This window comes from Microvirga tunisiensis (assembly GCF_009296175.1).
Lineage (GTDB): Bacteria > Pseudomonadota > Alphaproteobacteria > Rhizobiales > Beijerinckiaceae > Microvirga > Microvirga tunisiensis.
Window position 1 is genome coordinate 21,914 of record NZ_VOSK01000033.1, and the last position, 22,777, is coordinate 44,690.

General features: G+C 62.2%; 24 protein-coding genes. 16 read left to right on the plus strand and 8 right to left on the minus strand.

What is annotated here, in order from left to right:
• Positions 1–42: 42 nt before the first annotated feature.
• The 3 genes from FS320_RS11630 to FS320_RS11640 form a co-directional block, all read right to left on the minus strand.
• Positions 43–1,362 carry an ABC transporter substrate-binding protein gene (locus FS320_RS11630; RefSeq protein WP_152711627.1) on the minus strand — a complete coding sequence of 440 codons (1,320 nt, stop codon included), beginning with the start codon at positions 1,360–1,362 and terminating at the stop codon, positions 43–45.
• 72 nt (positions 1,363–1,434) lie between these two features.
• A complete protein-coding gene (locus FS320_RS11635) occupies positions 1,435–1,647 on the minus strand; it encodes a hypothetical protein (protein ID WP_152711629.1) in 213 nt (70 codons plus the stop codon).
• Between the two features lie 358 nt (positions 1,648–2,005).
• Positions 2,006–2,926 carry a LysR substrate-binding domain-containing protein gene (locus tag FS320_RS11640; protein WP_152711631.1) on the minus strand — a complete coding sequence of 307 codons (921 nt, stop codon included), beginning with the start codon at positions 2,924–2,926 and terminating at the stop codon, positions 2,006–2,008.
• Positions 2,927–3,042: 116 nt separating this feature from the next.
• Between FS320_RS11640 and FS320_RS11645 the strand changes: the two genes are divergently transcribed.
• The 7 genes from FS320_RS11645 (at position 3,043) to FS320_RS11675 (ending at position 9,706) form a co-directional block, all read left to right on the plus strand.
• The gene (locus FS320_RS11645) at positions 3,043–3,792 is read left to right on the plus strand and encodes an SDR family NAD(P)-dependent oxidoreductase (RefSeq protein WP_152711633.1); all 750 of its coding nucleotides are present in this window, start codon (positions 3,043–3,045) and stop codon (positions 3,790–3,792) included.
• A gap of 58 nt (positions 3,793–3,850) precedes the next feature.
• Positions 3,851–4,720, plus strand: a complete 870-nt coding sequence (locus FS320_RS11650; protein ID WP_244627097.1) for a transketolase — start codon at positions 3,851–3,853, stop codon at positions 4,718–4,720.
• Positions 4,717–5,769: a transketolase family protein gene (locus tag FS320_RS11655; RefSeq protein ID WP_152711635.1), complete on the plus strand. Its 1,053-nt coding sequence runs from the start codon at positions 4,717–4,719 to the stop codon at positions 5,767–5,769. The genes FS320_RS11650 and FS320_RS11655 overlap by 4 nt, the downstream gene beginning before the upstream one ends.
• A gap of 121 nt (positions 5,770–5,890) precedes the next feature.
• A complete protein-coding gene (locus FS320_RS11660; protein WP_152711637.1) occupies positions 5,891–6,889 on the plus strand; it encodes a TRAP transporter substrate-binding protein in 999 nt (332 codons plus the stop codon).
• Between the two features lie 69 nt (positions 6,890–6,958).
• Positions 6,959–7,471 carry a TRAP transporter small permease subunit gene (locus FS320_RS11665; protein WP_162002940.1) on the plus strand — a complete coding sequence of 171 codons (513 nt, stop codon included), beginning with the start codon at positions 6,959–6,961 and terminating at the stop codon, positions 7,469–7,471.
• On the plus strand, positions 7,468–8,727 hold the full coding sequence (locus FS320_RS11670; protein WP_152711641.1) for a TRAP transporter large permease: 1,260 nt from the start codon (positions 7,468–7,470) through the stop codon (positions 8,725–8,727). Before FS320_RS11665 ends, FS320_RS11670 begins: the two co-directional genes overlap by 4 nt.
• Positions 8,728–8,818: 91 nt before the next feature.
• A complete protein-coding gene (locus tag FS320_RS11675; RefSeq protein WP_202882852.1) occupies positions 8,819–9,706 on the plus strand; it encodes an NAD(P)-dependent oxidoreductase in 888 nt (295 codons plus the stop codon).
• Between the two features lie 103 nt (positions 9,707–9,809).
• On the opposite strand, the gene FS320_RS11680 is transcribed toward FS320_RS11675, so the two are convergent.
• Positions 9,810–10,043, minus strand: coding sequence for a hypothetical protein (locus FS320_RS11680; protein WP_152711645.1), 234 nt, complete (start codon positions 10,041–10,043; stop codon positions 9,810–9,812).
• A gap of 271 nt (positions 10,044–10,314) precedes the next feature.
• Positions 10,315–10,464, minus strand: a complete 150-nt coding sequence (locus FS320_RS45125; RefSeq protein ID WP_153885298.1) for a hypothetical protein — start codon at positions 10,462–10,464, stop codon at positions 10,315–10,317.
• A 377-nt stretch (positions 10,465–10,841) separates the two neighbouring features.
• Here FS320_RS45125 and FS320_RS11685 point away from each other — a divergent pair, with 377 nt between their 5' ends.
• The 7 genes from FS320_RS11685 (at position 10,842) to FS320_RS11715 (ending at position 17,936) form a co-directional block, all read left to right on the plus strand.
• Entirely contained in the window at positions 10,842–12,362 is a 1,521-nt protein-coding gene (locus FS320_RS11685; protein WP_152711647.1) for an ABC transporter substrate-binding protein, read from the plus strand.
• 66 nt (positions 12,363–12,428) lie between these two features.
• Positions 12,429–13,370 (plus strand): ABC transporter permease, encoded by a 942-nt coding sequence (locus FS320_RS11690; RefSeq protein ID WP_162002941.1) that lies wholly within the window; start codon positions 12,429–12,431, stop codon positions 13,368–13,370.
• Positions 13,370–14,233 (plus strand): ABC transporter permease, encoded by an 864-nt coding sequence (locus FS320_RS11695; protein WP_152711649.1) that lies wholly within the window; start codon positions 13,370–13,372, stop codon positions 14,231–14,233. The genes FS320_RS11690 and FS320_RS11695 overlap by 1 nt, the downstream gene beginning before the upstream one ends.
• Positions 14,234–14,237: 4 nt before the next feature.
• Positions 14,238–15,461: an amidohydrolase/deacetylase family metallohydrolase gene (locus FS320_RS11700; protein ID WP_152711651.1), complete on the plus strand. Its 1,224-nt coding sequence runs from the start codon at positions 14,238–14,240 to the stop codon at positions 15,459–15,461.
• Positions 15,458–16,471 carry an ABC transporter ATP-binding protein gene (locus FS320_RS11705; RefSeq protein ID WP_152711653.1) on the plus strand — a complete coding sequence of 338 codons (1,014 nt, stop codon included), beginning with the start codon at positions 15,458–15,460 and terminating at the stop codon, positions 16,469–16,471. Before FS320_RS11700 ends, FS320_RS11705 begins: the two co-directional genes overlap by 4 nt.
• A complete protein-coding gene (locus FS320_RS11710) occupies positions 16,468–17,451 on the plus strand; it encodes an ABC transporter ATP-binding protein (protein ID WP_152711655.1) in 984 nt (327 codons plus the stop codon). The genes FS320_RS11705 and FS320_RS11710 overlap by 4 nt, the downstream gene beginning before the upstream one ends.
• Positions 17,448–17,936 carry an Atu1372/SO_1960 family protein gene (locus tag FS320_RS11715; RefSeq protein WP_162002942.1) on the plus strand — a complete coding sequence of 163 codons (489 nt, stop codon included), beginning with the start codon at positions 17,448–17,450 and terminating at the stop codon, positions 17,934–17,936. Before FS320_RS11710 ends, FS320_RS11715 begins: the two co-directional genes overlap by 4 nt.
• A gap of 20 nt (positions 17,937–17,956) precedes the next feature.
• On the opposite strand, the gene FS320_RS11720 is transcribed toward FS320_RS11715, so the two are convergent.
• Positions 17,957–18,763, minus strand: coding sequence for an IclR family transcriptional regulator domain-containing protein (locus FS320_RS11720; RefSeq protein ID WP_162002943.1), 807 nt, complete (start codon positions 18,761–18,763; stop codon positions 17,957–17,959).
• Positions 18,764–18,890: 127 nt separating this feature from the next.
• Here FS320_RS11720 and FS320_RS11725 point away from each other — a divergent pair, with 127 nt between their 5' ends.
• Complete coding sequence (locus FS320_RS11725) at positions 18,891–20,090, plus strand: aminotransferase class V-fold PLP-dependent enzyme (protein WP_152711657.1); 1,200 nt, start codon at positions 18,891–18,893, stop codon at positions 20,088–20,090.
• Positions 20,091–20,581: 491 nt separating this feature from the next.
• Positions 20,582–22,075, plus strand: coding sequence for a tetratricopeptide repeat protein (locus FS320_RS11730; protein ID WP_162002944.1), 1,494 nt, complete (start codon positions 20,582–20,584; stop codon positions 22,073–22,075).
• A gap of 88 nt (positions 22,076–22,163) precedes the next feature.
• Here the strand turns inward: FS320_RS11730 and FS320_RS11735 are convergent, their stop codons facing one another.
• Together FS320_RS11735 and FS320_RS11740 are read right to left on the minus strand one after the other, a co-directional pair.
• Positions 22,164–22,379, minus strand: a complete 216-nt coding sequence (locus FS320_RS11735) for a hypothetical protein (protein ID WP_152711661.1) — start codon at positions 22,377–22,379, stop codon at positions 22,164–22,166.
• 18 nt (positions 22,380–22,397) lie between these two features.
• A partial coding sequence (locus tag FS320_RS11740) for a transposase (protein WP_152711663.1) occupies positions 22,398–22,777 on the minus strand: 380 nt, incomplete at its 5' end.

Genomic DNA, 22,777 nt, shown 5'->3' on the forward strand with positions numbered 1-22,777 from the left:
CAGGACAAGGGGCGGTGCGAGTGCACCGCCCCTTCAGGTTCGTCAGACGCGGTAGTAGCGGTTGGCCCGCTGCTCCGCGCGCTTGGCGGCTTCCTCAGGCGTGCGCTGTCCCGTAGCGGCCTCGGCCACCATGTCGACCATGACGTAGTCCGCCATCGTGGCCGCCGAGGCATAACCGAGCGGACCGGCGTATCCATTGGGCCGCAGGGTCGACGAGGCACGCTTGTAGGGCTCGTGCACCGGATCGGACGTCCACACCGGGTTGTCGATCAGGCCCTTCAGGGGTGGACAGCAATAGGCGCTCGCTCCGGTGACCCAGGCATCCATCTGCGGCTTGTCGAGCATGAATTGTAGATACGCACGGGCCGCGTTCGGGAACTTCGTGTATTTGAAGATCACCGCCGAGGTGGTCTGGTGCAGTTCCACGGATTGGCCGACAGGGCCGACCGGCAGGGTCGTCGATCGGATATCCTGTGCCAGCTCGGCCATCTTCGGATCGTTCTTGGCCGAATAGTAGAGCGAGACGCCGTTTGCCGTCACGGAGACGTCACCGGCCAGGAAGACCCGGTTGTTGTTGATGTCGAGCCAGCTTTCGGTGCCTGGAATGAAAGTCTGATAGAGCTCGCGGGCATATTGCAGCGCCTTGATGGTTTCGGGCGAGTTGATGACGACCTTTCCGCTCTCGTCGACCATCTTGCCGCCGTGGCTCCAGACGATCCAATGCGCGAAGTTGTTGCCGTCGCCGACGGCCTTTCCGAGTGCGAAACCGGGAGGCTTGCTCTTGGCCTTGAGGGCTTTGCACAACTCGAGGAACTCATCTGTCTTCTCGGGAAATTTCGAGAAGCCGGCCTGCTTGACCATGCTGTCGCGGTAAAGAATGCCATTGCCGATCGTCGCAAGGGGGAGCGCGATGAACTTATCGCCCTGCTTGGCATAGCCTTCGAGGCCTGGATAATAGCCACCATACCTGCTGGCAAAGCTGCTTCCGATATCGGTGACATCGAGGAGCTTATCCGGATACTGGAACGGATCGTCGAACCAGACGAGCATGACGTCCGGACCCGAACCGACATTGGCCGCGACAGCCGCCTTGGGGCGGATGTCCTCCCAGCTTTCCTTGTCGACGCGCACCTCGACGCCTGTAGCTTCGGTGAACTTTTTCGTATTGGCGAGCCAGGAATCCTCGTCTCCCTTCACGAAGGGTGTCCAGCGCAGCACGCGCAGGCTGGCGCCCTGCTCCGGCTTGTATTGCGGGGCGGCTGCTTGCGCGAAAGCCGGCCCGGCATTCAGAAGCTGGGCTCCCGCCGCACCTGCGGCGAGGCCCGCTGTTCCAAGAAGCAGATCACGTCTAGACAGGGTCATCGTTCGCTTCCTCCATAGTCCGGGATCTCTGGTGGCATGCGTGGCCGCCCCGGCTGAGCCGCGCACTTGAAGTCAGTCGATCCTCGGTTCTGTCCTCCAGCCGCGGTCATGGACGAGAACCGGATCGAACGTGATGTGGATAAGTTCGCCCGAAGACGCTTCTGCGAAGGGCGGGAACGCGTCGGTGATGTGTCCTTCACCCGCCCTGGCGCCGACTGCGTTCTCCGAAACCGAGAGCCCGGCGAGAATAGCGAATTCGCCGGCCCGGATTTTGGGGGAACTCATGAGCCTGCTGCTTCGGGCTGGCCGGATGATGACCTGTCCGCACGATGGTTTGTCCGGATGGGTTCATCCGGACCGGCGGCAGACGTCTGAAACGTCCAAGTCGCGCGCTCGCATCGAAGCATGCGCTTCCTCCCGGCCCCCGATCATTCCCAATGCCCATCTGATGCAGGCTCAAGGTGTTGTTGGACTGAATATTCTAGGAAGAACTGCTTCATATCAAGCAGTGAAGTCTCCGGCTTTCACAGATGAGCAACAATCACCGTACATAGGTCAATGAACCTGACCATTGTTGGTCCTTCCACATTGCATTCGTCGAAGCGCTCGCGCTGCCGCGACCATCGACTCGCCGTCGCGATCCTTATGGCCGAAGCGCGGGATTCAGATCCCACTGAGGAAGTTGAGCCTCGATCTCAAGTTCGGCCAGAAGCCACTCGGCAAAGGCTCTTAGAGGACGGCGTTGCCGAACATAGCGGGGGAAAACCAGATTATGTCCGATGTACCGGACCGAGTTGGATTTCCCGTCCAACGGCATGACCAGTCGTCCCGAGGCGAGTTCCCTTTCCGCCAGACGCGTGGATTCCAACGCGGCACCAAGGCCTTCCGCTGCCGCCGCTATAGCCAGAAAGCTGCGATCGAACCGGCTCCCATTCGGAGACGGTCCGGCAAGCCCATTCGCCGCAAACCAGTCCGCCCACTGGATCTGCTTGCTGTCGGTTTGAATCATGACATGATTGAACAGGTCCGCCGGAGTGTTGAGCGTCGATGCGAGTTCAGGAGCACACAGAGGTGTGATCGTCTCCTCACCGAGCGGTACGACGATCAGTCCCTCGACGCGTGGAGCCCCGTAAACGATGTCCGCATCGAACTCGTCCGAGCTGAACCGCGTATAATCTGTTCCTGCAGCGAGGCGGACATCCATGCCGGGATAACGTTTCAGGAAATCGGCAAGGCGAGGCGTCAGCCATTGCGCCGCAAAGCTCGGGGCAGAGTGCAGACGCAGGAGCAATGGACCACGGGTGGACACCACTTCCATGCCGCGTCGCAACTCTTCGAACGCCCGGCCGACGTGGCGCATCAGCGCCTCGCCCTCGTAGCTGAGCCGCACATTGCGCGTATCGCGGTCGAAAAGAGGGATTCCGAGAACCTGCTCGAGCTTCCGGATCGCGTGGCTCACCGCGCTGGGCGTCAGGTTGAGTTCTGCGGCGGCCGCACGGAAGGACCCAGTCCGGCCAGCCGCTTCAAAGATCCTCAGGAAGGAAAGCGGAACCTGCTGAAGCATCGGATTAGTGAACCAGATTCAACAGAGGGTGTAAACGGCGCGTTTGTCCAACGGATCAATGTGGAAAATAATTCTCCCAACAAAGACAAGAACGACGATTTCCGTTGGAGGAAACAATGCTTCTCGAAGGAAAGACCGCGGTCATTTCCGGCGCGGCGAGCCCGCGCGGAATCGGACAGGCGACTGCCCGCCTTTTTGCCGCCCACGGGGCGAAGGTAGCCATTCTCGACATTGACGAACAGGGAGCCAGGGAAGCGGCCGCGTCGCTGGGACCCGACCACATCGGCATCCGGTGCAACGTCACGGACCTCGATGAGTGCAGACGCGCCGCCGATTCAGCCATCACGGCTTTCGGGCATGTCGACATCCTTCTCAACAATGCCGGCATCACCCAGCCGGTGAAGACGATGGAGATCGACGCGGCGAGCTGGCACCGCATCCTCGACGTGAACCTGACCGGCGTTCTCTACCTGAGCCAGGCGTTCATTCCGCATATGCGCTCCCGCCGCCGGGGCTCGATCGCATGCATGTCGTCCGTTTCGGCTCAGCGCGGCGGCGGGATCTTCGGCGGCCCGCACTACTCGGCCGCCAAGGCCGGCGTTCTCGGCCTTGCAAAGGCCATGGCGCGCGAGCTCGGGCCGGACGGCATCCGCGTCAACTGCGTCACGCCCGGTCTGATCCAGACGGACATCACGGGCGGCAAGCTCACTGATGAGATGCGCCGGGACATCCTGAAAGGGATCCCTCTCAACCGTCTCGGCGATGCGGAGGATGTGGCGGGAGCCTACCTGTTCCTCGCCTCGGACCTGTCCGCCTACATCACCGGCGCCGTCATCGATGTGAACGGCGGAATGCTGATCCACTGACCGGCAGCATGGGGCGCCGGTCCGCCCGCGCCCTCCAAACCTGGAGAAATCGATAATCATGAGCACGAGCCAAGCGATGCCACGGGCTCCGCAGCCTGCCCTGTCCAACGTATCCCTCGTGGACCGGGCCTATCGCATCCGCCGCAATGCATTGCGCATGGGCGAAGTGCAGGGCCAGGGCTATATTGCCCAGGCTCTCGGAATCGCCGACGTTCTGGCGGTGTCGTATTTCCACGCCATGCGCTACCGGCCCGAGAATCCGGAATGGGAGGAGCGCGACCGTTTCCTGCTCTCCATCGGCCACTATGCCATCGCTCTTTACGCAGCCTTGATCGAAGCCGGAATCATCCTCGACGACGAGCTTGAAAGCTACGGGACCGACGATAGCCGTTTGCCCATGTCGGGCATGGCAGCCTACACGCCGGGCATGGAAATCACCGGCGGATCCCTCGGGCACGGCCTCGGCCTGGCGGTCGGGTTCTGCCTTGGCTTGAAGCGCAAGCAATCGAGCTCCTTCGTCTATTGCCTGTTTTCCGACGGCGAATTGGGCGAGGGCTCCATCTGGGAAGGCGCCTGGTCGGCCAGTCACTGGAAACTCGACAACCTGATCGGGATCGTCGACGTCAACAATCAGCAGGCAGACGGACCCGCTTCCCAGGTCACGGGCTTCGAACCCCTCGAAGCCCGCTTCGAGTCGTTCGGCTGGCACGTGCAGCGCGTAAACGGCAACGATATCGACGCCCTGGTGGCGGCTTTCGACGCAGCCCGAAACCTCGCCGAGCCGAAGCCCCGCATCATCATCTGCGACACCAAGATGGCTAAGGGCGTTCCATTCCTCGAGGAGCGCGAACGCAACCACTTCCTGCGGGTCGAGCCGCACGAATGGCGGAAGGCCCTCGAACTGCTCGACGCCGGGAGGACAGCATGAGGCGCTCGAAATACACACGGCCAGCATGGCTCGGCGAGCAGGGCGAGGGAGGACAGGACACGGCGGACAAGCCGCGGCTGACGACCTCGGCGATGATCGCTTCGCTCGCCGGCCCGGACCAGCGCACGAAACCGGCCCCGTTCGGCCACGCGCTGGCGGCTCTGGCCGAAAGCCGGCCGGAGATCGTGGGGCTGACGGCGGATCTCGCGAAGTACACGGATCTGCACGTCTTCGCCAAGGCGCACCCCGACCGATTCTACCAGATGGGCATGGCGGAACAGCTCCTGATCAGCGCCGCCGCCGGCATGGCGCGGGAGGGCTTCATGCCTTTCGCCACGACCTACGCGGTGTTTGCGGCGCGAAGGGCTTACGACTTCATCTGCATGGCGATCGCCGAGGAAAACCTCAACGTGAAGATCGTGTGCGCCCTGCCCGGCCTGACAACCGGCTACGGGCCGAGCCATCAGGCCACCGAGGATATCGCCATCTTCCGGGGCATGCCGAACATCGCCATTATCGATCCATGCGACGCCCATGAGATCGAGCAGGCCGTTCCGGCCATCGCGGCTCACAACGGTCCCGTCTATATGCGTCTGCTGCGCGGCAACGTGCCGGTCGTTCTCGACGAGTACGGCTACACGTTCGAGTTCGGGAAGGCCAAGACGCTGCGGGACGGTCATGACGTGCTGATCGTCTCGTCCGGCTTGATGACGATGCGTGCGCTCGAGGCCGCCGAAGCGCTCTCCCATGACAATGTCGACGTCGGCGTGCTGCACGTGCCCACCATCAAGCCGCTGGATGAGGCGACGATTCTGAAGGAAGCGTCGCGGACTGGCCGCATGGTGGTCGTGGCGGAGAACCACACGATCGTCGGCGGCCTCGGCGAAGCGGTCGCCGGGCTCCTGATGCGCTCAGGCGTGTTCCCGACGGCCTTCCGCCAGATCGCCCTGCCCGATGAATTCCTGGATGCTGGCGCTCTTCCGACATTGCACGATCGTTACGGACTGTCCGTCAGCGCCATGACACGCAGCATCAAAGGCTGGCTCTAGAATGATCTCCCTCGGAGCGCCCCGGCTGCTCCGAGGTTCGGCAGAGCCCATGTGGCAACTGCCAAACATCACAACAGTCAAGAAGCCCGGCCAACGGGCAGGACCCCAGAGGAGAACGCACATGAAGAGCACGATTTCGCGCCGTACCCTGATTGCCGGAGCCTTCGCGGCACCGGCCGTTCTGTCGCTTCCCCGCGGCGCCCATGCCGCAACAAATCTGACGCTGGGCCACAACGCGGCCCCCGGCAATCCGAGAAGCATTGCGACCGAGCGCTTCGGCGAGCTGGTCAAGGAGCGCTCCGGCGGGCGCATCAGCGTTCGTGTTGCCGGATCCGAGCAGCTCGGCAACGAGCAGTCCCTGCTGACGAGTCTCCGAACCGGTGCGGTCGATATGACCGTCAACAGCCAGGGCTCCACCTCGGCTCTCGTGCCGGAGATTGCGACTCTCGGGCTGCCGTTCCTGTTCGAGGACAGCGCCGCAGCCTTCAAGGTGCTGGAAGGGCCGATCGGCGAGGAGCTCGCTCAGCGCTTTTCCAAGGTCCAGATGGTTCCCCTCGGCTGGTGGGACAACGGCATACGCCACATCACCAACAGCAAGCGGCCGGTCGCCAAGCCGGCCGACCTGAAGGGCCTGAAGATCCGCACGCCGCCGGACCCGATGACGATCGATATCTTCCAGGCTTTGGGGGCCGGAACGGAGCAGATCAGCTTCGGCGAGCTCTATGTCGCCCTGCAGCAGGGTGTCGTGGACGGTCAGGAGAATCCGCTGACCAATATCGCCAGCTCGAAGCTCTTCGAGGTGAACAAGTTCATCAGTCTCTCGGGCCATAAGTGGGAGAGCTCTCCCTTCCTGATGTCGCAGATCACCTGGACGCGGCTGCCCGCAGCCGACAGGGACATCGTCAAGGCTGCCGCCAAGGAAGCCGGCGACCTGCAGCGCAAGTTGTTCGCCGAGAACGAGGCCAGGTACAACAGCGAGTTCCGTGCCAATCCGAAGCTCGCGGTCAACGAAGTCGACAAGGCAGCCTTCCGGGAAGCGTCCGCCAAGGTGATCGACACCTGGCGCTCCAAGCCTTTCGGCGATTTCGTCGATCGGCTTGCGAAAACCGCCCGGAGCTGATGCCATGACGCGTGTCGCCCCGCTCCCCCACACGAACAAGAGCTGGCCACGGGGGGCGGCGCGCTCGCTGTGGCTGGTGTCCTAGACCGTGTTGTCGGTTTCACATGCCGAGCGGTCATTCTGCTGACGGGGATCGCACTGCTCGCGATCCTCACGGCGAACGTCGTCGCCCGCTACGTCCTCGAGAGCGGCGGCTTCCGCTTCGCCCAGGAGCTTCCTGAGCGCCTCTTCCCGTGGTTCATCATGGCAGGTGTGGCGCTCGCCGTTCAGAAGGGCGGCCACATGGCGGTCGAATCCGTTCTCTCCCGCCTGAACCGGCAAGGGGCCCGCATCCTGCTCCTCGTCGGTCACGCCATCAACATCGCCTCCTATGCTGTCCTCGGTTGGGAGGCGATGGGAGTCGCCGACATCGTGTCCATCGAAAAAAGTCCCGTGCTCGGCCTGTCCAGCAGCTACAGCTACTATGCGCTCGCCCTCGGCTGCATTGCGGTCATTCTGACGACCTTCGCCCTGGCCCTGCGGGTCGCCGTGATCGGCCCCGAAGCCATGCCGACCCCTGATCCGGAGGAAACCGGCATATGAGCATCGTTCTCGTCGTTGTCTTCACAATCCTGATGCTGCTGGCGATCCCCGTCGGCCATGCCCTGGTCATCGCGGCCGGCGCGACGCTGGCTTGGCAGAGAGAGCTGCCCCTGATGATCGTCGCGCAGCAGATGTATCAGCAGACGCAATCCTTTCCGATGCTCGCCCTGCCCTTCTTCATGATGGCAGGCAGCCTGATGCTCGGCGGCAAGCTGGGACAGGAGCTCCTTTCCTTCGCCACCAAGTCGATGCAGCGCTGGCGCGGAGGGCCGCTCTCGACCACGGTCGTCGCTTCGGTGGTCTTCGGTGGGGTCTCCGGGAGCGCGGTCGCCAACGCCAGCGCCCTCGGGTCAGTGCTCATCCCCTGGCAGAAGCGGCAGGGTTATCCGGCCGGGCTCTGCGCGGCCAACAACGCCACATCGGCGGTGATCGACATTCTGACTCCGCCCTCGATCCCTCTGATCCTCTATTCTCTCGTGAGCGGCGTCAGCATCGCCGACCTGTTCACGGCAGGAATTCTCCCAGGCATCCTCATGGCAGGCGGGTTCATCATGACCTGCAGCTGGATCGCGCGGAGGCGCGGCATCCATTCCGAGGATCCGGCTGTCAGTCGGATGGAGCTTCTCAAACTTGCGGTTCTGAGCGGCCCTGCCCTTCTGATGCCGATCCTGATCCTGCTCGGATTGCGCTTCGGCATCGCCACACCGACCGAGATCTCGGTTCTGGCTGTCGTCTACGCGCTTGCCCTCAGCGCTCTCTTCTATCGCGACCTGACGTGGAAACGCTTCCATCACAGCCTGATCGAGTCAGGCATCGCGACCGGTGTCGTCATGCTCGTGATTATGGGCAGCGCCATCGTCGGCTGGATCCTGACCTTCGACGAGGTGCCGATCCGCTTCGCCGAATGGGTCACGGCCACGATCAGCAATCCTCTGTTGGTGATCCTGGCCATGAATATCCTGCTCCTCGTCGTCGGCATGCCGCTGGATCTGCCGCCCGCCATCCTGCTCCTCGGGCCGATTTTCGTTCCCTTGGCGGCGACGATCGGGCTCGATCCGGTGCAACTCGGGATCATCATGGTGCTGAACCTCGGCATCGGGCTCTACACTCCCCCCATCGGGACCACGCTGTTCATCTCCTCCTCGATCACACGATCGTCATTGGCGGACACCACCCGCGAGCTCTGGCCCTACTTCGGTGTCGCCATGCTGGTCCTCCTTGCCGTGAGCTACATTCCGGCACTGACGATTTACTGAGCCGAGGGGCGTCCTACTTAAGCACGAGTCGGACGCTCTGCTCCTTTTGACGATCCGGCCGGCACAGTATCGATAATCGTTACCGCGAAGGATGAACGAAATGATCCGCGTTGCATTTGTCGGCCTTGGTGCCATGGGACTGCCGATGGCATCGAACCTCCTCAGGAAAGGATTCACGGTCACCGGGTTCGATCTGAGCGCCAATGCCCTCAACGCGCTCGAGGATGCCGGAGGGAAGCGCGCGGGAAGCGCCAGTGAAGCGGCAACCGAGGCGGATGCCCTGATTTTGATGGTGGTGAACGCGGCACAGGCCGAGGCCGTGCTCTTCGAAGGCGGCGCTTTGGAGACGCTGCGCGAGAACGGCGTGGTCGTCCTGATGGCAACCTGTCCTCCTGCAGCGGTGGAAGCCATCGAAGAGCGGGTGCGTCGGGCCGGAAGGCGTCTGATCGACGCTCCCGTCTCGGGCGGAGTCGCGGGTGCCAAGGCGGCAACGCTGACGATCATGGCGGCCGGGCCCCGCGACACGTTCGAGGTCGTAAAACCGGTCTTCGACGCAATGGGCGACAAGGTTTTTCATGTTGGTGAGCGCCCGGGCCAAGGCGCGATGGTCAAGACCGTCAATCAACTCCTCTGCGGTGTGCACATTGCCGTTGTCGCGGAGGCTTTCGCCCTGGCCTCAAAGGTCGGCGTCGATCTCAATATCCTTCTGCAGATCATGAGCGGGTCCGCCGCCTCAAGTTGGATGCTCAAAGACCGGGGACCGCGCATGCTTCAGTCGGCCCCCGAGGTCACCAGCGCAGTCGACATCTTCGTGAAGGATCTCGGCATCGTTCTCGATGCGGGCCGGGACACGAAGGCGGCGCTTCCCCTGGCCGCTGCGGCCCATCAGATGTTCCTTGCAGCCTCCGGACGCGGCGACGGTCAGGAAGATGACAGCCAGGTCATCCGTTCTTATTTGGCCTTGAACGGAATCAAATAGCCGACGTCACCCTGCCGCGTTCCCGGGAAGTCGGGAATCAGGAGCGCCACGGGCTTTGGCAGCCGATGGCGCTCCGAGAATGACGCTCCGGGACGGCCGTGGGTTAGCCGAAGGGGAACAGGCCGTCGACGTCGATGGCCGTGTTGACCGCCGTCTGATTGATCAGGTTGGTGGAGATCTGGAAGTTTAAGTCGGCAGAGCCGTCATAGCCGCCGGAATCCACCAGGGCATCGGGATCGTGGATGCTGGCCACCTGGGCCGACGTTGCGCTGCCGCCCACGGCCGTATTGGCGACTGCTTGGTTGACGTCGTTTGTGGAAAACTGAAAATTCGGCATGAAATTACCTCTTCAAGTAGGCGTTGCTCTCAAGACCGCCCGAGCTACTCTCTCAGTCGGCGATCGATGAACCTTGAATGACTTTCGAGAATAGGGCTGTGAGTTGCGTCACAGCCGGACATCGCTCTCATTGACCGGGAATTTCCGAGAGAGGCTCGACGGCTTGCGCAGCGGAACCGTGCAGGACACGCGCAAAAGCCCTCTCAGGGTGCTGAGAGGGCTGGAGTGGAGCGCCACGGCTTGCCGCGTGTGGCGCTCCGGGAGGAATGGGTTAGTAGTAGACCGGGAAGTCGTGGCTGGCATCGACGAGGGTGTCGCCGTCCGAGATGGAGGCCACCTGGGCCGAGGTCGCGCTGCCGCCGAAGGACGTGTTGAAGGCGCTCTGGTCGATGTCGTTTGCGGAGAACTGGAAATTTTCCATAATAGGGCCTCTTCAAGTTGGCGTTGCTCTCAAGACCGCCTGAGATGCTCTCTCTGTTGGCGATGATTGGACTTTGAACCACTTTGACCGACACCGCTGTGAAGCGCGTCACACCTGACAAATTCTTTCGTTCGGGAAGCCGCCCAGGACAGGAAAGGCATGGCGCCAGGATCGAGCCCAGGGCCCCGAAAGCGGTGCTGCGCTCTTCCAGACATGATCACGGCACAGCTCGCCTGGAATGAGCACGTCTCTGCTGAACGACAGTGTCCATCCAGCGGAGGCTACGCCTCTTCATCGCTATTGACCTTGGGCCCTTGCTCGCTCACTATGACATAACTAGAGCAATTAATACATAATTATAGAGCAAGAGGGTGACTATGAGGATCAGAGAAGCATTACTAACCGGCTTGGCGATACTTGCATCAGGTCCGGTTCTCGCTCAGTCAGGTGGCATCATCAACGTGGCAACGATCGGCGAGCCGCCGACGCTTGACCCTATGGTTTCGACGGCAGACCTGGTTGGAATCGTCACTCAACACTTCTTTGAGACGCTGTTCACCTTCGACAAGGATTGGAAGGTCACCCCTCTCCTGGCGGCGTCGCTTCCCGAGGTCACCGAGGGCGGCAAGGTCTACACGATCAAGCTGCGCCAGGGCATCAAGTTCCACGACGGTTCGGACATGACGTCCGAGGACGTCGTCGCCTCTCTCAAGCGCTGGATGGAGCAGGCGTCCCGCGGCAAGCAGGTCGCCGGCAATGTCGACAAGCTGGAAGCTGTGGATCCGTCGACCGTGCGCCTCACTCTGAAGACGCCCTATGCTCCTCTCCTGGCGCTCCTGTCCTTCAACAACTCCGCTGCGGTGATCATGCCATCGGAGAAGATGGACGTTCCGATGAAGGAGCCGGTCGGCACGGGCCCTTACAAGCTGAAGGAGCGCAAACCCGATCAGTACATCCAGCTCGTACGCAACGACTCCTATAAGCCACTCGAAGGCACCGGGAACGGTTATGGCGGCGCACGCAAGCCGATCCTCGACGAGATCCGGTTCGTGCCGGTTCCGGATCCGAATACGCGTGTCGAAGGGGCGATTTCCGGGCAGTTCGATTACGTCGATTCCATCCCGGTCGAATCCTATGACCGCATCAAGAATCTCCAGACTTCGAAACCGGTCGTTCTCAAGCCGTTCGGCTGGCCCGTCTTCGTGATGAACACGAAGCAGGGCGTGATGGCCAATGCCGACTCCCGCATGGCCGTGCGTCTCGCACTGAGCATGGAAGACATGCTGGCTGCGGCCTTCGGCAATCCGGAGTTCTATTCGCTCGACGGAGCGATGTATCCCAAGGGCTATGTGTGGAACACGACGGCAGGTGTGGAAGGCAAGTACAATGTCGCCGATCCGGACAAGGCCAAGGCGCTTCTGAAGAAGGCCAATTACAGCGGCGCGCCTTTGCGCATCCTCACCAGCCGGCAGTACGAATTCCATTACAAGATGGCCCAGGTGGCGGCAGAGTACCTCAAGCAGGCTGGCTTCACGGTCGATCTGCAGGTGGTCGACTGGGCAACGCTGACCCAGCGGCGCGGCGATCCGGCTCTGTGGGACATCTATATCACCCACAGCCCGTTCCTTCCGGAACCCGCCCTCATCGGCCAGCTCTCCGAGAGCTCGCCCGGCTGGTGGTCGAGCCCCGCCCGCTCGAAGGCGGTCGATGCCTTCAACACGGAGAGCGATCCGGCGAAGCGCCCTGCTCTCTGGGCTGAAGTTCAGAAGGTCATCTACGACGAAACCCCCAGCATCAAGATCGGCGACTTCAATGCTCTGTCGGCACAGTCTCCCAAGCTGGAAGGTGTCGTGCCGGCGCCCTGGCCTTACTTCTGGAACGTGACGGTGAAGAAGTAAGCGCACGGCAAGCTGGGGAGCGCTCCTCTCCGCGCTCCCCGAACACTCCTTTATGCAGATCGACGCATGAGCCAATACATCCTTCAACGTTTGCTCGGCATGCTGGTCGTGATGTTCGTGGTCGTCACGATCGTGTTCATCATCGTCCGCATCGCCCCCGGTGACCCTGCCGCCGTGATGCTCGGGCCGGATGCGACGGCTCAGGACATCGCAATGCTGCGCACGCGCCTCGGTCTCGATCAGCCGCTCATCGTTCAATACGGCATCTTCTTCGGTCAGCTTTTGCAGGGCGATCTGGGCGAATCCATCTTCCTGAACCGTCCTGTCTTGTCTGCTTTGGCAGACCGGGCCGAGCCGACCTTCTTTCTGACGCTGTTCTCCATCCTCATCGCCGCTCTGATCGCCATCCCGGTCGGCGTCCTGTCGGCCTACTGGCGCGGCTCGCTCTTCGATCAGGCCTCCACGACCCTGGCTATGCTCGCGGCGTCCGTGCCGAGCTTCTGGCTCGGTCTGCTGCTGATCCAGTTCTTCGCCGTGCGACTCGGAATCTTTCCGGTCTCGGGATATGGCGGCCCCGGCGCGGGGATCGGCACGCGGCTGTCTCATCTCGTACTGCCCGCGTTCTCCCTTGGCATCGTGTCGTCTGCCCTGATCCTGCGTTTCACCCGGGCGAGCATGCTCGACGTTCTGAACGACGATTACGTCCGCACCGCGCGCTCCAAGGGGATGAGCGAATTCCGGGTCGTCATGAAGCACGCCTTCAAGAATGCGCTCATCCCGGTATTGACGGTGATCGGCCTGACGGCTGCGCTTCTCGTGTCCGGTGCCGTCGTGACGGAAACCGTATTCGGCCTTCCTGGTGTCGGAAACCTCGTCGTCTCGGCCGTGTTGCGGCGCGATTATCCTGTCATCCAGGGTGCCCTCCTGATCGTCGCGGCGCTCTATGTTCTCATCAACTTCCTGATCGACATGCTCTACCTGCTCATCGACCCGCGGGTGCGTTACTGATGGCTGCCGTCAGCTCCCCCGCCCTCATCGAAGCGAGCTTCGTCTCGCGGCTAGTGACCCGCAAGACCGTCATGTTCGGCCTCCTGATCCTCGTGATCGTCGCGGCACTGGCGATCCTGGCGCCGTTGATTGCGCCCTACTCGCCGAGCCGTCTCTCCGTGGTGAACCGGCTCAAGCCGCCGAGCAGTATTTACTGGTTCGGAACGGATGAGTTCGGCCGGGACGTGTTCAGCCGTACCATCTATGCGGGCCGGCTTTCGCTGCTCGTCGGCATCTCGGTCGTGACTTTCGCAGCCGTTTTTGGCGTGACGCTCGGCCTCGTTGCCGGCTTCTTCCGCCGTCTCGACATGCCGATTGCCCGCATCATCGATGCCATGATGGCCTTCCCGGACATTCTCCTGGCGATTGCGCTCGTCGCTGCCCTCGGTCCGTCCCTCATCACCGTCATCGTGGCTCTCGGCATCGTCTACACACCGCGCCTTGCCCGTATCGTACGAGCCTCCACGCTCGTCATCCGTGAACTGCCTTATGTCGAAGCGGCCCGTGCACTGGGAGTGCCGACCTGGCGCATCATGTCCCGGCACGTGCTGCGCAACCTCGTGTCTCCCATTCTCGTGCAGGGCACCTTCATCTTTGCCTATGCCATGCTGGCGGAAGCGGGGCTGTCTTTCCTCGGTCTCGGCGTAAGCCCCGAGGTGCCGACCTGGGGAACGATGATTGCGGCCGGATGGCAATATATCGGACAGGCCGACTGGATGACGCTGTTTCCCGGCATTGCCATCATCCTATCCGTTCTTTCACTTCAAATGGTCGGCGACGGCTTCCGGGATCTTCTCGATCCGCGCCTGAGAAAGGATCTTTGATCTCATGACTTTTCACGCAGAAGCGTCGCCTCTTCTGATCTCGGGCGTGAAGCCAGTCGGCTTCGGCAGAGGCGTGTCTCAGGAAGCCACCGATATTCTGATCGGCGGCGACGGGAAGATTGCCGGCGTCGGCAACTCGCTCCAGGCGCCGGACGGTGCCCGCCGCATCGATGCCAAAGGGGCTTACGTCTCACCCGGCTGGGTCGATCTCCATGCCCATGTCTGGCACGGAGGCACCGATATCTCGATCAAGCCGCAGGTCTGCGGCATCGAGCGGGGCGTGACGACCATCGTGGACGCCGGCTCGGCCGGCGAGGCCAATTTCCACGGCTTCCGCGAGTACATCATCGAACCGGCCAAGGAGCGCATCAAGGCCTTCCTCAATATCGGCTCGATCGGTCTTGTCGCCTGCAACCGCGTCAGCGAGCTGATCGACATGCGGTCCATCGATATAGACCGCACCATTGCCTGCGTCGAAGCCAACCGTGACATCATTATCGGCATCAAGGTGCGGGCGAGCGGCGTGATCGTCGGCGCCTGGGGCATCACGCCCGTGAAGATCGCCAAGAAGGTCGCCAAGATCCTGAAGCTGCCGCTGATGGTGCATGTGGGCGAACCGCCTCCGGTCTTCGACGAGGTTCTCGAGATCCTCGGCCCCGGCGACGTGGTGACCCACTGCTTCAACGGCAAGGCCGCAGCGAACATCATGGAGGACGAGAACCTGTTCCTGCTGGCGCAACGCTGCGCCAAGGACGGGATCCGCCTCGACGTCGGTCATGGCGGCGCATCGTTCTCGTTCAAGGTGGCCGAACTCGCCATTCAGCGCGGCCTCCTGCCCTTCTCGATCTCGACCGACCTGCACGCGCGCTCCCTCGACAATCCTGTCTGGGACATGGGCACGACCATGTCGAAGCTTCTCTCCGTCGGCATGCCGTTCGAGGCCGTCATCGACGCTTCGACACGGGCGCCGATGGAAGTGATCGGTCTCCCGACCGAGAACCTTCTCTCTCCCGGCACAGGGGCCGAGTTCACTGTGTTCGAGGTCAACGACAGCGATCTCCGGATCGTCGATTCCATGGGCTACAACGCGCACCTGCCGCGCCTGATCGAACCCGTCTGGACCATCCTAGGACAGGAGGCCATCAAGGCCAGTCGCTACGTCCCGCCCCAGAAGTCCGCCCTGGAGAGTTCCGCCTGTCCGCATTGCGGGTGGATCAACGCCCGATGACGGAATTGCCCGACGATACCGTGCTCAAGGTCTCGGACCTGCGCACTCACTTCGAGCTCGGCAGCCGTGTCGCCAAGTCGGTCGATGGCGTGAGCTTCGACGTGAAGCGCGGAGAGACGGTCGCGGTCGTCGGTGAGTCCGGCTCGGGCAAATCCGTCACCAGCCTGTCGATCATGCGACTTCTCTCGCCTCCGGGCCGGATCGTCGGAGGCAACATCCTCTACCGCACGAGCCAGGGTCAGGTGATCGACATTGCGGCCCTGCCGCAGAGGAAGATGCGCGCGATCCGCGGCCGGGAGATCGCCATGATCTTTCAGGAGCCGATGACGAGCCTCAACCCTCTTTATACGGTGGGCGACCAGATCGTGGAGATGATCAGGCTTCACGAGCCGCTCTCGTCAGCCGAGGCCCGCCAACGGGCGAAGCGGATGCTGGATCTCGTCGAGATCCCGGCGGCCGACCGAAGGCTCGACGAGTACCCGCATCAGATGTCGGGCGGCATGCGCCAGCGCGTGATGATTGCCCTGGCCCTGTCCTGCAATCCGAACCTTCTGATCGCGGACGAGCCCACGACCGCCCTCGACGTGACCATTCAGGCGCAAATCCTCGATCTGCTGCGCCGTCTGCAGCGCGAAATCGGCATGAGCATCCTGTTCGTCACGCACAATCTCGGCGTGGTGGCGGAGATCGCTCACGACGTCGTGGTCATGTATACGGGCCGCGTGGTCGAGAAGAGCTCGGTCGCCAGCCTCTTCGAGCACCAGAAGCATCCCTATACGCGCGGTCTTCTGGCCTGCATCCCGAACGCATCGCGGGATCGCAACGCCGTCGGCGAGAGGCTTCGCCTCAATCCTATCCCGGGCAATGTGCCCCCTGTGACCGCACTCCCGCCGGGATGCAGCTTCGCCCCACGCTGCCCCTATCGCATCCCGCATTGCGACGAGCCGCCGCCGCTGATGACGGCAGGCCCCTCCCATCTCAGCCGGTGCTGGAGGCATGAAGCCCTATGAGTGCAGAAACTCTCCTGAGCGTCCAGGGGCTCACCAAGCAGTTCCAGACCCGCAACGGCACGGTCAAGGCCGTCGACGGCGTCAGCTTCGACGTGAAGCGCGGCACCATCGTGGGTCTCGTCGGTGAGTCCGGATCGGGCAAGACCACCGCCGGCCGCTGCACCCTCCGCCTCGTCGAGCCTGACGAGGGACGGATCCTTTTCGACGGTGTCGACCTGCGCACTTTGCGGGAACGGGAGATGCGGGACTATCGGAGCCGGCTCCAGATCATTTTCCAGGATCCCTATTCGAGCCTCAATCCCCGCCTTCGCATCGATCAGATCATCGGTGAGGCGCTGGATATCCATCGGCCCGTCAAGGGCAGCGCCCGGCGGGACCGGATCGCAGAACTGCTGCAGAGAGTGGGTCTCAATCCGGATGCCGCGCGCCGCTTCCCGCATGAATTCTCAGGCGGGCAGAGGCAGCGCATCGGCATCGCCCGTGCCCTGGCGGTGGAGCCCGACTTCATCGTGGCGGATGAGCCGGTCTCTGCTCTCGATGTCTCGGTGCAGGCCCAGGTCCTCAACCTGATCCAGGATCTGCAGCAGGATTTCGGCCTGACGATGCTCTTCATCGCTCACGACCTGTCGGTGGTCGAATATCTCTGCGACGAGGTCGTCGTCATGTATCTGGGGCGTGTCATGGAGCGCGGTCCGAGCCGCGAGATCTATGCGATGCCGCGCCACCCCTATACGCAGGCGCTTCTCTCGGCTGCTCCGGTGCCGGACCCGAACGCGAGCCGACAGCGGATCGTTTTGAAAGGCGATATTCCAAGTCCCCTCAATCCGCCATCCGGTTGCGTGTTCCGGACACGCTGCCGTTACGCCGTCGAGGCTTGTGCCGAGATCGTTCCGCCTCTGGAGGACGTCGGCTCGAACCATCACGTCGCCTGCATTCGCCACGGCGACCCTGAAGTTATTTCTCAAGGACTGACATTGTGAACGAAGTTCAATATCTGACTGGGTCGAACCCTTACGAGCGCCTGAAAGAACTGGGCCTCGCGCTGCCGAAACCTCCGAGTCCGATCGCCAACTTCGTGACGCATGTTCAAGAAGGCAACCTTCTGTTCCTGTCGGGACAAGGACCGCAGGAGGCGAATGGCTACCTTCATACCGGCAAGGTCGGCCGCGATGTCGATGTGGACAAGGCCTATGAACACGCCAAGCTGACGGGTATCAATCTGCTCGCCGTCATGCAGGATGCGCTGGGTGACTTGTCCCGCGTGAAACGCGTCGTGAAGCTCCTCGGCATGGTGAACGCGGCACCCGACTTCGGCGAGCATCCCAAGGTGATCAACGGATGCTCCGATCTCATGATGGCCGTTTTCGGAGAGGCCGGGCGCCACGCCCGCTCTGCCGTCGGCTTCGGGTCCCTGCCCAACAACATCACGGTCGAGATCGAAGCCATCATCGCTCTCGCGGAATGAGGCGTTCCTTCATGCCTGGATCAGCGCCAGCCCAACGTTGCCTCGATCCTTTCGGCCGCCTTGCGGACAGCATTGGTGTAGCGGTCACGATCCTGCACGACCCGATGCTCCGGCAGCACAATGGAAATCGTCGCAAGACACTCTCCGGACGGCTGGCAGATCGGCGAAGCGATGCAGGCCACGGAGAAATCCGACTCGTTGATTTGGATCGACAGGCGTTCCCGCAGGGCATTCGCAGAAGCTTCGCAAAGTGCCTCCGGGTTCGTATTGGCACGCCCTGTGGGCGACACCTTCGAGGCGTGCCTGAAGACCTCCAGCCGTTCCTTATCGGGAAGATGCCCGAGAAGAAGGCGGCCCGAGGCCGTCCAGTTCAGGGGCACGCGCGAACCGATCTTCGACGTGATCCGGAAATGCCCGGGTCCGTCCGCCATGGCCATCACGACCATATGGTCTCCGTCCCGCCCGCAGATCTGAATGGTTTCCTCCACCTCACGGCACAGATCCTGCATCTCGTGCGTGGCGACGTTCAGGAAGTCGAGGGATTCGGCATAAGCCAAACCGTAATGATAAAGGCGCGGTCCGAGCCAGACCGTGCCATCGCTGCGCCGTTGCAGAAGTCTCTTCTCGACCAGATCCTCGATGATCACGTAAACCGTCGAGAGTGGCGCCCCGACAGCCTTGGCCACAGCATAGGCACCGACCGGTTTCATTTCCGCCTGGAGGAAATCCAGGATCTGCAAGGCACGATCGATACCGCTGACGCGCGCGCCGCGGCTGCGCTTCTCGGGTGCAGCAGCATTCACGGCTTCAGGAAACTTGGTGTCCACTGGATCTTCTCCCGGATCTTCAGAAACTGCGGCCCGCCGTCAGGACTGGCAGCATCCCCTCGCGCGCTTCCTCAATAATGGAACATACGCCATTCCGGCAACATAAAACATAGAGACAAAGAGCCCCATGACCCAGACAGACATCCGCTCGGACCTTGGCCTCCGCCCCATCATCAACGTATCGGGCACCATGACCTCGCTCGGCGCATCCATCGTCGTGCCCGAAGCGGTCGCCGCTGTCTCGGCGATCCTTCCGCAATTCGTCGAGATCGGCGATCTCCAGAAGAAGGCCAGCCGCGTGATCGCGCGCCTCTGCGGCACCGAAGCCGGCTTCGTGACGGCATCCTGTTCGGCGGGGATTACACTTGCTGTTGCGGGGGCCATGACCGGTTGCGATCTTGCTGCAGTCGAGCGCCTTCCCAATACGGAAGATCTCAAGAACGAAGTGCTGCTCATGACCGGCCACATGGTCAGCTACGGCGCACCGGTCGAGCAGGGCATCCGCCTCGCGGGCGCGAAGGTCGTGCCGGTGGGTCAAGCCACCTCGGCCTATGGCTACCAACTCAATGGCGCCATCAATGAACGGACGGCCGCCGCGGTCTATGTCGTATCGCACCATACGGTGCAGTACGGTCTGATCCCGCTCAAGGAATTCGTCGAGATCTGCCATGCGCGGGGCGTGCCTGTGATCGTGGACGCGGCCTCGGAATACGACCTGACGGGGTTCCTGGCCGCCGGCGCCGACATCGCGCTCTATTCCTCCCATAAATTCCTCGGCGGCCTGACCGGCGGCATCGTGGCCGGCCGCACCGAGCTCGTTCGCGCCACCTACATGCAGAACATGGGCATCGGCCGCGGCATGAAGATCGGCAAAGAGGGCATTCTCGGCACCATCGCCGCTCTCGAAGCCTGGGAGAAGCGGGACCATGCGGCTGTCCGCGAACGCGAGACGCGCTACTTGCAGCTCTGGGAGCAGACTCTTTCCGGTCGTCCCGGCGTGACACCGATCCGCGAGGCGGATCCGACCAACAACCCTCTCGATCGTCTCAAGGTCGCCATCGAGCCCAAGGGAGCCCACATCACAGCCTGGGACCTCGCCGACGCTCTCGCATCGGGGCGCACGCCGATCATCGTTCGCGACCACGAGGTCGAGCACGGCTATTTCTATCTCGACCCGTGCAATCTTCATCCGGGACAGGAAACCGTCGTCGCAGAGCGGCTCGTCGAGGAACTGGAGAAGGCCCGGCAATCCAACGAGATCATTGCGACGCCCCTCGAGGGGCGTCGCAACCGGTCCTCTCAGGCGATCATGCACTGGCCCGACTGATTGGGAGGCAATGGGCCAGCCGTCCAGACCCGACCGGGTCCAGGGACCGGCTGGCCGCTCCTGATATCCCACCGGATTACCGAACTTGTATCCTTTGAGGATGAGGCGGGCTGACAGGCGAAATCAACCGACGAACAAGAGCCGACAGGAGCATCGGATCCGCATCTTAATTTGCGCATCGTTCGTCGCCGAAAACCGGGGCTGCTTTTCGCTGACGCGAACCTCCGGTTCTGCACGATGCGCTCAATGAAGATCCGCTCACGTTACCAATGCAGAAATTCCGAAGAGGTCTGCCCGGTGCCAGGAGCCGACCTCCGGACCTGTTGTGGACAAGCGTCTGGGCAATCTCCGCCCTTTCCCATGAACAGGTGAAGGTATTCTCGGCCTTCGGCAATACGACGCATCGATCGGCAAGGCCCAGAAAAGCTAGCTCGATTAATCCTAGAGCAGGTGATTTGGCTTCAGGTAGAAATGACATTCGGATCCTTTCCATGACGAACATCCAACTTCCTGACGTCAGCGTCACGATGGCGCTGGTGGCCAGCTTACAGGCGAACCTGCCAGACTTCGGCCGCATCGTCGATCAGTTCGGGCATCCGGCCCCCGCCTTGCGACAGCTCGGTCTCGTTCATTGGGAGAATGGACGGTTCGACACAGCCGCTCGGACGTTTGAAGCCGCACTCTCTCTCAGGCCTGAAGATCCTGACCTCTGGCGCGATCTGGCAAGCGTCTACAGCGCTTCGGATCGCGACGAGCAGGCGCTGGCGGCGATACGGAAGTCCCTGGAAGTCAATCCGCACAGCGCTCAATCCTGGCAGACCCTCGCCAGTGTGGCAGACCGGCTGGACGACGTTGAGGCGGCCGAAGGCGCCTACCGCCGCACGATCGCTCTGAATCCGAAAGCCGCCGCTGCCCATCTCGGGCTTGGCCTGCTGTTGTTCCGGCGCAAGAGCTATGCAGAGGCCCTGGCTGCCGTGCGGATGTCCGTTGATCTTGACCCCGTCAACGGCTTGGCTCATTTCGCTCTCGGCCACCTGTCCTTGATCGCATCCGATTTCGCGGGTTGCGCGAGAGCGTTCGACGAAGCCGCTCGACTGACCCTGCCGCTCGATCCGCCAACCCGGCAGAAGCGGGCGCGGGCTTTGACGTTTCAGGCCATGATCGAAGGCCGCGTCCAAGAAGCCCTTCAAAACTACGGCCAGATTGCGGGCGAGGATCGTGAGGATCTCGATGTCATCGTGCGAGATGCCTTTTCCGTTCTCAGCGCCTCCGGTCACCTCGAAGCGGCCGCCGAAATTGGCCGGATGCGGCTTGCCGAGAAGCCGGACGATCCAGTCCGGCGTTATCTGCTCGACGCCGTCCTCGGGCGGTCCATGACGGCCGCTCCCACGGAATATATCGAACGCTATTTTGATCAGTTCGCTCCCCGGTTCGACAGCAAACTGCTCGAGACGCTTCAATACAATGCCCCGAGCCGGATGGCGAAGCTTGTGGCCGGGCACCGGACCGACTTCAAGCAAATGCTCGACCTGGGCTGTGGCACCGGACTTGCAGCCGGGGAATTGCTGCCGTTCGGCCAGCCCCTGATCGGGGTCGATCTGTCCTCGGGCATGCTGGCGGAAGCGGCAAAGCGAGGGGGATACACGGAACTCGTCAAGTCGGAGGCAATTGCCTATCTCGAGACGACACCAAACCGCTTCGATCTCATCTTTGCGGCGGATTCGCTGATCTATTTTGGCGAACTCGGGCCGCTTATGCGGGCCGTTGCCGAGGCCATGGTACAAGGGGGGCTGTTCGCCTTAAGCATTGAGGTTGCAGCACGGGAAGGTTTTACGCTGCAACCCTCCGGTCGCTTTGCTCACTCTCTTGACTACCTCAAGGCGATGGCCGCCGATTTCGTCATTATGGAAGCCGTGGAAGGCAACATTCGGCTTGAGGCAGGGCGGCCGGTGTCCGGTCTCTACGTCCTCATGGAGAGACGCTGACGAAGCATGGAATGGACGTCATTGAGCAGAAACAGCATTGGCACCTGGGGAGAGACACCTAACGCCCTTTGGCAAGGCGCTGGTTGATCTACGCCTGCGCCGCTTCCAAGTCGACGAAGGTGGGGTGGCTCGGTCCTTCCAGCGGGCCAAAACCCGCTTCCAGGAACCATTGGCCGGGAGCAATCTCATTCCTCTCGGAAAGATGGGTCAGCACCGCCACGAGCCGCTGCCCCTTGCCAAAGACCAGCATGCCCTCTTCATCGCTGCCGGTTGCAACGCGCACCGGCTGAAGCGTGAGGCTCATTTAGAGGCTGGTGAGCAATTATCTTTCCTTTCGCGTGAGGCGACGCAGCAGGATGCGGCTCATGGCGAGATAGAGCAGCATTTCACCGGTCTCGACCAAGCGTTCGTAGTCCTTGGCGAGCCGCCGGTTGGTGGTGAGCCAACCGATGGTCCGCTCGACAACCCACCTGCGTGCGAGCACCTGGAAGCCACTCGGTCGCGTCGGCGGCTCCGCGTCAGCCCGCATCCAGGTTCCGCCGCTCCACCAATGCTGCGGGATGGATAATCTCCAGCTCAGGGCCTTCTGGAGCCAGTCCTTCAGCCCACGATAAGCCGTGTCGGCCCACATCAACTCAATGGCCGGAAACAGATTCTGCAGACCCTCCAGCAGGAGTTCGGCTCCGGCGCGGTCATGGAGGT

Excerpts from the sequence above, each read along its gene's own strand:
- FS320_RS11630 (WP_152711627.1), bottom strand. The coding sequence starts at position 1,362 with ATGACCCTGTCTAGACGTGATCTGCTTCTTGGAACAGCGGGCCTCGCC.
- FS320_RS11700 (WP_152711651.1), top strand. The coding sequence starts at position 14,238 with ATGACTTTTCACGCAGAAGCGTCGCCTCTTCTGATCTCGGGCGTGAAG.
- FS320_RS11640 (WP_152711631.1), bottom strand. The coding sequence starts at position 2,926 with ATGCTTCAGCAGGTTCCGCTTTCCTTCCTGAGGATCTTTGAAGCGGCT.
- FS320_RS11710 (WP_152711655.1), top strand. The coding sequence starts at position 16,468 with ATGAGTGCAGAAACTCTCCTGAGCGTCCAGGGGCTCACCAAGCAGTTC.
- FS320_RS11650 (WP_244627097.1), top strand. The coding sequence starts at position 3,851 with ATGAGCACGAGCCAAGCGATGCCACGGGCTCCGCAGCCTGCCCTGTCC.
- FS320_RS11725 (WP_152711657.1), top strand. The coding sequence starts at position 18,891 with ATGACCCAGACAGACATCCGCTCGGACCTTGGCCTCCGCCCCATCATC.
- FS320_RS11730 (WP_162002944.1), top strand. The coding sequence starts at position 20,582 with ATGACGAACATCCAACTTCCTGACGTCAGCGTCACGATGGCGCTGGTG.
- FS320_RS11735 (WP_152711661.1), bottom strand. The coding sequence starts at position 22,379 with ATGAGCCTCACGCTTCAGCCGGTGCGCGTTGCAACCGGCAGCGATGAA.
- FS320_RS11635 (WP_152711629.1), bottom strand. The coding sequence starts at position 1,647 with ATGAGTTCCCCCAAAATCCGGGCCGGCGAATTCGCTATTCTCGCCGGG.
- FS320_RS11660 (WP_152711637.1), top strand. The coding sequence starts at position 5,891 with ATGAAGAGCACGATTTCGCGCCGTACCCTGATTGCCGGAGCCTTCGCG.
- FS320_RS11685 (WP_152711647.1), top strand. The coding sequence starts at position 10,842 with ATGAGGATCAGAGAAGCATTACTAACCGGCTTGGCGATACTTGCATCA.
- FS320_RS11655 (WP_152711635.1), top strand. The coding sequence starts at position 4,717 with ATGAGGCGCTCGAAATACACACGGCCAGCATGGCTCGGCGAGCAGGGC.
- FS320_RS45125 (WP_153885298.1), bottom strand. The coding sequence starts at position 10,464 with ATGGAAAATTTCCAGTTCTCCGCAAACGACATCGACCAGAGCGCCTTC.
- FS320_RS11645 (WP_152711633.1), top strand. The coding sequence starts at position 3,043 with ATGCTTCTCGAAGGAAAGACCGCGGTCATTTCCGGCGCGGCGAGCCCG.
- FS320_RS11670 (WP_152711641.1), top strand. The coding sequence starts at position 7,468 with ATGAGCATCGTTCTCGTCGTTGTCTTCACAATCCTGATGCTGCTGGCG.
- FS320_RS11680 (WP_152711645.1), bottom strand. The coding sequence starts at position 10,043 with ATGCCGAATTTTCAGTTTTCCACAAACGACGTCAACCAAGCAGTCGCC.
- FS320_RS11695 (WP_152711649.1), top strand. The coding sequence starts at position 13,370 with ATGGCTGCCGTCAGCTCCCCCGCCCTCATCGAAGCGAGCTTCGTCTCG.
- FS320_RS11705 (WP_152711653.1), top strand. The coding sequence starts at position 15,458 with ATGACGGAATTGCCCGACGATACCGTGCTCAAGGTCTCGGACCTGCGC.
- FS320_RS11675 (WP_202882852.1), top strand. The coding sequence starts at position 8,819 with ATGAACGAAATGATCCGCGTTGCATTTGTCGGCCTTGGTGCCATGGGA.
- FS320_RS11690 (WP_162002941.1), top strand. The coding sequence starts at position 12,429 with ATGAGCCAATACATCCTTCAACGTTTGCTCGGCATGCTGGTCGTGATG.